This window comes from Denitrificimonas caeni DSM 24390 (genome assembly GCF_000421765.1).
Classification (GTDB): Bacteria; Pseudomonadota; Gammaproteobacteria; order Pseudomonadales; family Pseudomonadaceae; genus Denitrificimonas; species Denitrificimonas caeni.
Genome location: NZ_ATXQ01000018.1, coordinates 1 through 8,966, shown reverse-complemented (window position 1 = coordinate 8,966; position 8,966 = coordinate 1). Strand labels below are relative to the sequence as shown.

10 protein-coding genes are annotated in these 8,966 nt (G+C 45.4%); 6 read left to right on the top strand and 4 right to left on the bottom strand.

Going from position 1 to position 8,966, the window contains the following annotated elements; translation table 11 throughout:
• Together tnpA and H591_RS15575 are read right to left on the bottom strand one after the other, a co-directional pair.
• The coding region (tnpA, locus tag H591_RS15580; protein ID WP_022966224.1) for an IS66 family insertion sequence element accessory protein TnpA at positions 1-263 on the bottom strand (263 nt) is incomplete at its 3' end.
• Positions 264-337: 74 nt separating this feature from the next.
• Positions 338-1,696 (bottom strand): AAA family ATPase, encoded by a 1,359-nt coding sequence (locus H591_RS15575; RefSeq protein ID WP_022967656.1) that lies wholly within the window; start codon positions 1,694-1,696, stop codon positions 338-340.
• 90 nt (positions 1,697-1,786) lie between these two features.
• Between H591_RS15575 and H591_RS0114345 the strand changes: the two genes are divergently transcribed.
• Positions 1,787-2,788, top strand: a complete 1,002-nt coding sequence (locus H591_RS0114345; protein WP_022967655.1) for a helix-turn-helix transcriptional regulator — start codon at positions 1,787-1,789, stop codon at positions 2,786-2,788.
• Between the two features lie 398 nt (positions 2,789-3,186).
• Positions 3,187-3,738: a conjugative transfer protein MobI(A/C) gene (mobI, locus tag H591_RS0114340; protein WP_022967654.1), complete on the top strand. Its 552-nt coding sequence runs from the start codon at positions 3,187-3,189 to the stop codon at positions 3,736-3,738.
• Between the two features lie 280 nt (positions 3,739-4,018).
• Here mobI and H591_RS0114335 read toward each other — a convergent pair whose 3' ends face one another.
• Positions 4,019-4,336, bottom strand: coding sequence for a hypothetical protein (locus H591_RS0114335; RefSeq protein ID WP_022967653.1), 318 nt, complete (start codon positions 4,334-4,336; stop codon positions 4,019-4,021).
• Complete coding sequence (locus tag H591_RS0114330) at positions 4,333-5,256, bottom strand: integrase domain-containing protein (protein ID WP_022967652.1); 924 nt, start codon at positions 5,254-5,256, stop codon at positions 4,333-4,335. Before H591_RS0114330 ends, H591_RS0114335 begins: the two co-directional genes overlap by 4 nt.
• 842 nt (positions 5,257-6,098) lie before the next feature.
• Here H591_RS0114330 and parA point away from each other — a divergent pair.
• The 4 genes from parA (at position 6,099) to H591_RS0114310 (ending at position 8,820) form a co-directional block, all read left to right on the top strand.
• Positions 6,099-6,869: a ParA family partition ATPase gene (gene parA, locus H591_RS0114325; RefSeq protein WP_232362445.1), complete on the top strand. Its 771-nt coding sequence runs from the start codon at positions 6,099-6,101 to the stop codon at positions 6,867-6,869.
• A 16-nt stretch (positions 6,870-6,885) separates the two neighbouring features.
• Complete coding sequence (locus H591_RS0114320) at positions 6,886-7,092, top strand: plasmid partition protein ParG (RefSeq protein ID WP_022967650.1); 207 nt, start codon at positions 6,886-6,888, stop codon at positions 7,090-7,092.
• 717 nt (positions 7,093-7,809) lie between these two features.
• Entirely contained in the window at positions 7,810-8,238 is a 429-nt protein-coding gene (locus tag H591_RS0114315) for a hypothetical protein (RefSeq protein ID WP_022967649.1), read from the top strand.
• A 144-nt stretch (positions 8,239-8,382) separates the two neighbouring features.
• Positions 8,383-8,820, top strand: coding sequence for a GIY-YIG nuclease family protein (locus H591_RS0114310; protein WP_022967648.1), 438 nt, complete (start codon positions 8,383-8,385; stop codon positions 8,818-8,820).
• The last annotated feature ends 146 nt before the right edge of the window (positions 8,821-8,966 follow it).

Genomic DNA, 8,966 nt, shown 5'->3' with positions numbered 1-8,966 from the left:
GACAAAGGTAAAGTTAATTCAGTTTGCTGAAAGCGCAACGCCAATGATGCACCAGAACCTGCTGCTGGCGTGCTTATTGATTGAGCCTGCACCTGAATAAAAGCAGACTCAGGATGAGTGCTTAATAACTCACTGCGGCGCTTGCTAAAATACTTAGGATTGAGCTTAAGCGCAGCGCAAAACTCGACCTGGGTTTGCCCGCTGTGCTCAAAAGCTTCGATTAACTCTAACCACTGCGCTGTGTTGCGATATTGACGGCTCATACATCACCTCGTTTATTAAAACGGGTAAGCTATGGCATCAGAAAAGCGTTGGCTATGTGGGGTTGTTGTTACGCTTACATTTGAGCTGTCGAGTAACCTTGTGACTTTAAGGTGCTATCAATCAGTAACTGCATCGCTTGCGCAGGATTTTCAAGTTTTTCAGCAATACTAGTCACCACATGTGCGGCACGCTCTATCACTGCAGGGCTTAGCTGCTCTTGATCGGCCAAGCCTTGTACGGTTTTTTTATCCAGTAAGCCTTTGCTATAGCGCTTGAGCAATTTTACACGTTGCTCTTTACTCGGTAGTGGCACTTCAATCACAAAATCAAAGCGACGCACAAAGGCTGGGTCCATGCGATTGATGCTGTTGCTGATCCAAATGGTTGGAATGCTATTGTGTTCCAGCATCAAGTTGAACCATGCCTTGTTTTTACTTGCAAGCGCTGTTTTTTGGATAAAAGGATTAGCGTCTTCACTGAAAATATCCTCCACCTCGTCAAACACCAGCATGCTGTCGTTGCTGGCAAAGAAGTGTTGTGCGGCGCGGTAAGCGTTTAAACGGTACTGACTTGTTACAGAGTCGCCATCGCTATCTTCGCTGGCCACTTCATAGAGTTGGCAATGATTGAGTTGAGCTAGCAAACGCGCGAGTTCTGTTTTACCTGTGCCGGGTTGACCATGTAAAAGAATGTTCACGCCAGTGCTGCGCTGTTGCACACTGTGCGCTAAATACGGCAACAAAATATCCAAATGCTCAGACAAGCTTGGGTAGTCTTTTAGCTTGAGCTGTGCTGGAGCTGATTTTCTTATCTCATCACGCAATAAGGCTTGTGGACTGACTGCACCGCAATACAAGGTGTCTGCAAACGACACAGACAGCACCCGTAACTTGTGAGTTAAAAAACCGTCATCAAAATTACCTAAATTAAAGATGCCGGTACGCATCAAAGCACCATCACGGGATAGGGCGGTACGAATCTCATTTTCAGGGCAGTTCAGCAGCTTCGTTAAGCTATAGAACATCTTGGCTGTATTCAGGTCGCCGAGAAGATCAGCGGCATCGGTTAAGCGTGCATCCATTGATAGGGCAATGGCGAATTCTAAAATACATCGTTCCACGCTGTCTAAATCTACGAGCTTAGCTAGTTGCGCAATATTGCTCTGTAAAACATCAGGCAAACGTGCCGGTATGTTTGAACACTTTCGATACTCTTTGCGTAACAAGCTGTGTAGCTCTGCTTTAGAAAGCTCTATATCAGGGTCATCAAAATCAAACAGGGCTTGCAGCAAAGCATCACTGACAATGTCATCGGATGCATAGGAAAACATACCGCCCAGAGGTACTAGCAGCGTTAAAATCCATTGGCGTACGCGAGGGTTTAAAGTCTCATTATATTGGGCTGCTGAATGATGCGGACTCAGAAATCTCATTATTTACCTCTGCGTACGTTGCTTGCGACTGAGGTGTAATGATGCCACTCTAATGCGACACTACTTGTCGTTTAATTATTTGAGTGCAGTATGGCAGATTCATCTTTACGTTTATTATTGTTGCTACAGCAGATTCCTCGTGAACCACGCTCAATAAGCAGTCAACAGCTGCATGAACGGCTAGAAGATGCGGGATATCCAGTGAGTTTACGCACTGTCCAGCGTGATCTGGTTAGCCTATCAAGTCACTTTCCCCTTGTACAAAGTGCACCCGCGGGCCGCGGTAAAACTGGCGTCGCCTGGGCGTTTAGTAAAGGCAGCCCGCATTTAGCCTTTCCGGGTATGGATGCTGTGACGGCCTTGACGGTGACGATGGCTATGGAGCATTTGCAATCTCTATTGCCACGGCAAGTTTTGCAGTATTTAGAGCCGTGGCAGTTTGAAGCGGAAGCGCAATTGCGTCAGCATAACTCCAGCAAGTATCACGACTGGATGAGTAAAGTACGCGTTGTACCGCAGCACTTTTTGCAGGCACCGCAAGTCGATGCAGAAGCAGTGGGGCTCATTTATGAGGCGGTACTGGAAAACCAGAAGTTTTCTGCTACCTATAAAGGCAAGCCTGAACGTATTATTCATCCTTACGGTTTGGTGCAGCAAGGTCATACGCTGTACTTGATTTGTCGGTTTTTTGAGTTTGATGATGTGCGCATTACAGCTTTGCATCGTTATCAAGAGGTCGAGCTGCTGGATGAGTCGGTTCGATCGTTCCCGGAGTTTGATATTGATGATTATTTGGATAGTGGCGCAATGCAGTGGGTATTGCCTGAGCGGCAGCGTATTGCGCTTAAGTTACTCGTTAGCCCATGGCTCGCAGCGCATCTTGAAGAAACGCCTTTAGCTGACAAACAAATCTTAACGACTGATCCGCAGCATGCTGAACGATATGTGCTTGAAGCGCAGGTGCTGGATGGGATGCAGTTACGTCGTTGGTTGTTGAGCCAAGGCACTGGCTTGCAAGTGCTTGAGCCTGAGCCATTAAGGGAGTGGATGCGGGAAATAGTTCGCAAACAAGCACAGGGCTACATGCTTTAGCATTGTTATAGCTGACCTCAGGAGTTCGTTGGTGAACCTGTGTTACTCGTTTCAGGAAGCCGGCGACAAGCTTGAAACCTTGACTCCTTTTTTAGCCAGATGGTTGGTAGGTCATGAAGTAATGTGGCCCTGTCAGTTACAATTGGTGAGCTGAGATTTTAGAGTAATCGCTTGGTTATTTTCACTCTTCGTATGGGACGTAGGTTGAGCGTGCAACAAATCTGATTAGACGAACTGAAATATCAAAAAAGATAAAGCTTTACTCTAAAATGTGCTTTCACAACTTTTATTTGCATTTGTTTCACCAAATGACTTTTTATGTCACTTATCGATATCTGGGTATTGTTGATCACGTGCGAATCTCCTGTTTCCAATTAACGTTATAGGAGATGATGATCATGAGTGATCAAATAACTGAAGCTATTACAGAGGGTCTTGACGGGTTAGATAAACTAATTGAAGTTTCGGCAGCTGCGGAACGAGAAGGCTTTCCAATAGAAAAACTTTACATGGTAATGCGTCCTCAGCTGAGTCATGTTGAAAAGTGTAATAGTGTGATGTTGCAACTCTTAGCTGTTTTTGCGATGGCTCAATCCGATCGCCACTATAAATACCGTAAACAATTGCAGTCAAATGGCAGTGCTCCTGCGCGTTATGCAACGCGTGTTATTTTGAAAGAGCGCGCGCTGAGCTGCACCTGGTACCACAATGGATTTATTGGTGGTCGTGAGGATGGACAATATTTTAAACCTCTGCCAAAAGATCGCGGGCGTCGCTACAGAGCAAAAGTTTTTCATGAGGCAGGTCCTGAGGAGCGACTACTGATTGATGAAATTGAGCAGCATTACACAGCAGTTTGCGAAGCCGCTGAGTTTTTAAAAAAACAACGTCGTGAGTTGGCCCGTATAGATAAGTTGCTGCAGAACAATTTTTCTACATTAGAAACCTGACCCTAATCACGACAGGTAGTAAAAGCCTAGTGTTAATGGCCATTGACACCTAGCTGCATAAGCTGGGCTTTTTTATTACTCACTCAACGCCTGCAGTTGTAGTACTCATATAAATAAACGACTGTGTAATGTTCACGCATGTTGTTTAATCAAATATCCAGTCTGCCGGTTTCAGTTTTTGTTTCGCCGGCGAAAGCTTTTTATAAATGTCATTACATGAGGCTTGATCTAGGCGAACCATGCATGCGATGCAGTATTTTGCCTTGGCTCACACGAGCTATCAGCTATCTATTTCAGGGTTTGGGCCGGGAAACGGTTTAACGGGCATTGCTTTACCGGCCAGTAAAAACAAGGTTTTTATCGCGTAATAGTGACTTAGTCGAGTGGCATCGCTGAGGTTTTCAATGCTTTTGTAATACCTGACAACATGACGTTTACCAACCGTAGCCAGGTTCGGGGCTTGTAAATTGTCTCGACAGAACAATCCAAACTCCAGCATCCGTTTGTGCTGCTGGCGGCGATTTTTTTTCCCACCTTTACGAACGTAATCTCGCGTTAAGTTTTTTATTTCCTGCAGTATGTCTGGTTTGCTGCTCATGATTTCCTACTCCCCACATAGGACACCAGCACATCAGTTCGGCCATGCCCGAGTTTTTCAGCAATTATTTCTCTGGCCTGCAGATCAATAGAGCGTTCCGCAGTGCGGCGACCATTATTGTTACAGGGTGCTAAATGTCCGGTCTCTTCAAAGTAGCGATCAGCAGCATAAGCGGCTCTAAGATCGTGATAATTCTTGATCCCAGTCCTCTTTAATGCTGCTCTGCCGTTGTACAAGGTGGTCGCTCTGAACTCAACCCACGTCTGATGGCTGGGTATTAGTGAGCGATTGTCGCCCTGTAAGTGTGCTGCTTTGATGAGTGCGTCAAACTGACTTGGCTTGGTTACAGGCACTTTACGCGACCGACCGCCTTTGGTGCCGTCAACGATTGTCACCAAAGATTTTCCCTCCGCCTCCCTAAGTGCAACACGGGCATTTAATAACGCTGCTTCTTTACTACGAAGTCCCAGTTCGCGGGCTAGGCCTGCTACAACTGCTGCATGTACGGACATATCAGCCTGAGCCTGCTGGAGTTGCTGTTTACTGGTCGTAGGTGATTTCCGAACATTGTCGCGACGCATTAATCCCTCAGCACGTCCCGTTACTGGTTGCCACCGCAGCCCTTGACTCTCATAACCCTTAGTTAAAATAGTATTAACTGCCGAAAGAAGATTTTGCTGATAAGCAGCGCTGTAATCACTGTCGCGCAGAAATGCAGCATAGTTCTGCACGAGCAATCGCGTTACTTTATCCAAACGTGAGACTCCTCGCTCCCTAGCAAAACCAACAAATTTATCAAACCGCTGTAGCACCGTTGCCACAGTGCTAAACGATGTACCGCCTGCATCTCTGGATGCATTTAGCAGCACGCTAGCTGCTCGCATGGGGTCACGTTGCTGAGTACCAAAATTTCGTTTCATAGCAAATCACCGAGTTAAAAACACTGAAATGTGCCCACCAAAAACCCCAGCAATAGCTGAGAGGTTTTGGTGGGCACACTACGTCGATGGTGTAGCGGCACGACCCGCTGGAACATTTTATGAGCAGAGAGGAGAGGAGGTGACGCAGTGTGTTAAGTGTTCCGATCAACCAGTACCGCTGGCGACCCGGCCCTCTGCCTAGAATGTTCTACAGTGTTTTTTAAACAAGAAAAATGCTGTGGGTGAAGTCCTCAGCAACGCGCTGTCCAGACAAACTCTGGCAGCCCCCATTCGCACATTTTTCGAGTTAGGTTGCTCGTTTCACGCATTTTCACGCGAGCAGCAACGATTAATTCAGCAGTATTTTGCTTATCTATCAGACACTTAGGACCTTACCAAAGAATCTGTCTCTTTTGTGGAGAATCAGATTTGATAAATAATTTGATCAGTTCCAGCACGATAAACTGTGCTGGCTAAATGATTTTATAGATGAGATGACTGTGAATAGATTCAGCCCGTACGGGCTATTAATAGATTTCTAGGCTCAAAGAGATAGCTGGATCAGCATATCAGAGCACGGTGTTTCGAATATGGATTCGAAAATACTGAGAGCGCATTTAAGCGCCTTAGGATTGTTGAGCAGCATAGGATGCTGTTCTGAGGTTTTGCCTGCGAACATTATTTGCAGGTTGTCAGCGTACTGGCTGTGAAGCACGGTAGGATAATACTGGTTCTTTTAATCGGACAGTGACCGACATACTGCTCAATGAGCAGGTATGCCAAACATGATAGCGACTTGCCATTCAGGACGCAAGCAGAGACAACTGCAGGTGCAGTAGGTTATGCGGCTGATTTTTGTATCCGTCATTTCATACAGATACTCATCTATTTATTTACTCATAACCTCACTTGCGCTTTTGAGTTTCCATGAGAAGCTTTTAAGTACATGTTATTTGAATAGGCGTATACGGATGAAAGTGATAGCAGTATTAAACCAAAAGGGTGGTGCTGGTAAGACTACAGTCGCAACCCATTTAGCTCGTGCATTTCAGTTATCAGGAGCAGAGGTTTTATTGGTGGATTCAGACCCACAAGGCAGCGCTAGGGATTGGTCAGCTGTACGCGATGACAACCCAGTTACCGTTGTCGGTATTGATAGACCCACAATTGAGCGTGACCTGAAGAGTCTTGCACGCAAAGATTATATAATTATTGATGGTGCTCCGCAGGCAGCCAACCTAGCAGTGTCAGCTATTAAGGCAGCAGACTTTATTCTGATTCCTGTGCAGCCGAGTCCGTATGATATTTGGGCAACATCAGACTTGGTTGATCTGGTACAGCAGCGCATAGAAATGACCGACGGAAAGCTTCAAGCGGCATTTGTTATTTCACGCGCTATCAAAGGCACAAAAATGAGTTCTGAGGTTGGTGGTGCTCTTGAAGGGTATGGCTTGCCTGTTTTAGAAACAAGAATAACGCAACGAGTCATTTACCCAGGCTCCGCAGCGCAAGGTACGACTGTTTTAGATGAGTACCCTACAGGTGATGCAGCCATGGAAATTTATGCTCTTGCTGCTGAGATTAAAAGCTTTTTTGATAGTGCTGTTGAGTAGGTGAGGATTTGAGTAAATGAGTAGATTATTAAACGCAGGCCGGCCAAGTGCCAGGCAGGATGCTAAATCTAAGTTTGCTGATTTAGCTAATCTTGAGGAGCAGAGAAGGGTGAATTTTAATATTTCTCTGGAGATGCACTCAAAGCTCAAGATTTATGCTGCGAAGAAAGGTTTGACTATCACACAGGTCTTGACTGACTTTATTGAAAGCCTGCCAGAATGAGTAGGTGAGTAGGTGAGTAGGTGAGTAGGTGAGTAGGTGAGTAAAGCTGTGTCAAACAACAAGGTGCGCATTTCAATGCCGAGCAATGCACGATTTGTCTCCGTATGGGCTTAAGCACAGGCAGTAAAAGGGAGGCGATAGCGTTTTATTTGGATACTTAATGTGCAGTCGTTGAGATATAAATAAGCATGCACGAATTGCCATAGGTAGCTGTCTTGCGAAGTGCAGAAAAGCTGCGTATAAACAATGTCTTACTGTTAAATTAACTAAGTAGGTTTGGCGGCAAAACGCGCATGCTTACTAATATAATGTTAGGCAAAAGATGAAATCGAGTTCATTCCTGCTCATTGCTCTAATCGGATCATTATTTTTGCTCCTAGGCGCCAGCTTCATTTTTGGCATGCAAACACTGCCAGTGGACTCTGACTCAAGCTGTAGAAGTGTCTGTGGTTTAGGGCTGCTTTTTTCTCTATTTTTCGGTCCGCAAGTAGGTGCTTATGTCGTTGGCTTTATCTGGTCCGCGATCGGGCTTTCCCTCTTCGCCTTTGCATATCGCACACTGCGGTAGTTTCGCCTAACAATGCGCTCAACTGCCGCTCACTTCGTTCGCTGGACTCGCAAAAGCTACGCTTTTGCACGCCCGTTAGCTTAATCGTTATGCATTAGGAGGCTGACATCGTTATTAATTCACGTTTTTTTGATCCGAGGTTCTTTGGTGTGGAATCCTTTAATGCAAAATTTGGCACTTGGAAAAATCGGCCATTCAAAAGTTTTATTATATTTACAGGAAATAGACAATTCGAAAACGAACTGAATGACATATGCGATGAAATCTATAAGCGATACGAGAGTAAAGATTTCACACCTCAATCTAAAAAAGTTAAAGAATCAGCAATAAAACAATGGTCAGACACAAACTCAATAGAAACAATATACATGCAGGCTCTAGTAGGAGGCGGAGAGGTAATACACAGGGTGGCATGCAAGAGCGTAACAAGGGCTGGCAAGACCGTAATATTTGATGCGTTTACTCTTTGTAACTCTGACTCAACTGGTATGGAGCGAGCAAGCACTAGTATTTATTACCTCATTGAAGATGATGATCTATTAAAAAAATATCCTGCATGTGCAAAGTGCAAAAAATAACAGCCATACATACGAATCAACAATACCAATCCGCAGCGTTCGACAGAATCCATGCCTAACAAGCTGTTTAAATCGTTCGCTTCGCTCACTGGGACGGGCTAATGCCAGCCCCTTAACCAAACGTTATGTGGCAGGAGGTAACTATTGAGAACACTGAAAAGTTTAGAAGAGGCTACTGCTAAGTTCTTTGATATGCACTGGGATAAGTCTTCCACGGTTTCACCTATGCCGTGGATAAGTGGTTGGCCATGGAAAGGTTCCGCTCCCTATCATGACATGGCAGGTGTGTACGCACTAATTAATTGTGAAGGTGAAGTCGTTTATATAGGTCTTGGTGCTTCCATTGGAAATAACACATACCCTGAGCATGGAATATCCCGTCGGCTTCTTTCTCACGTCCTTCGAGCGGATAAAAACTTGGGAAATGGCCACTACAAGCCCCAAGCCAAGTGGGCGGAAGTCGTAGATATTGGTGCTGTAGGGTTTCCAGCTGAGTACGTGTATCTTGCTCCAGCTTTGGAAGATTTCTTGATCAGGCTATTTAAGCCCATTAGAAATCGCTCGAAAGTAAATGTGTTGTGATAAATACACATAACAAGCAAAAGCAGGCGGATGCTCCGCACCGCTGTTTTGAGCGTGTGTGCCGGGCATGGCACTTAACTAGCGAGGTGCAAGTCCTCGTACCAGGTATTCGCAGAGCCGAAGGTTAGCGAAAGGACAAGGGCGTT

Bases quoted from the DNA above. Each gene is read 5' to 3' on its own strand.
- H591_RS15575 (WP_022967656.1), bottom strand. From the start codon at position 1,696: ATGAGATTTCTGAGTCCGCATCATTCAGCAGCCCAATATAATGAGACT.
- H591_RS0114320 (WP_022967650.1), top strand. From the start codon at position 6,886: ATGAGTAGATTATTAAACGCAGGCCGGCCAAGTGCCAGGCAGGATGCT.
- H591_RS0114330 (WP_022967652.1), bottom strand. From the start codon at position 5,256: ATGAAACGAAATTTTGGTACTCAGCAACGTGACCCCATGCGAGCAGCT.
- H591_RS0114345 (WP_022967655.1), top strand. From the start codon at position 1,787: ATGGCAGATTCATCTTTACGTTTATTATTGTTGCTACAGCAGATTCCT.
- mobI (WP_022967654.1), top strand. From the start codon at position 3,187: ATGAGTGATCAAATAACTGAAGCTATTACAGAGGGTCTTGACGGGTTA.
- H591_RS0114335 (WP_022967653.1), bottom strand. From the start codon at position 4,336: ATGAGCAGCAAACCAGACATACTGCAGGAAATAAAAAACTTAACGCGA.
- parA (WP_232362445.1), top strand. From the start codon at position 6,099: ATGCGGCTGATTTTTGTATCCGTCATTTCATACAGATACTCATCTATT.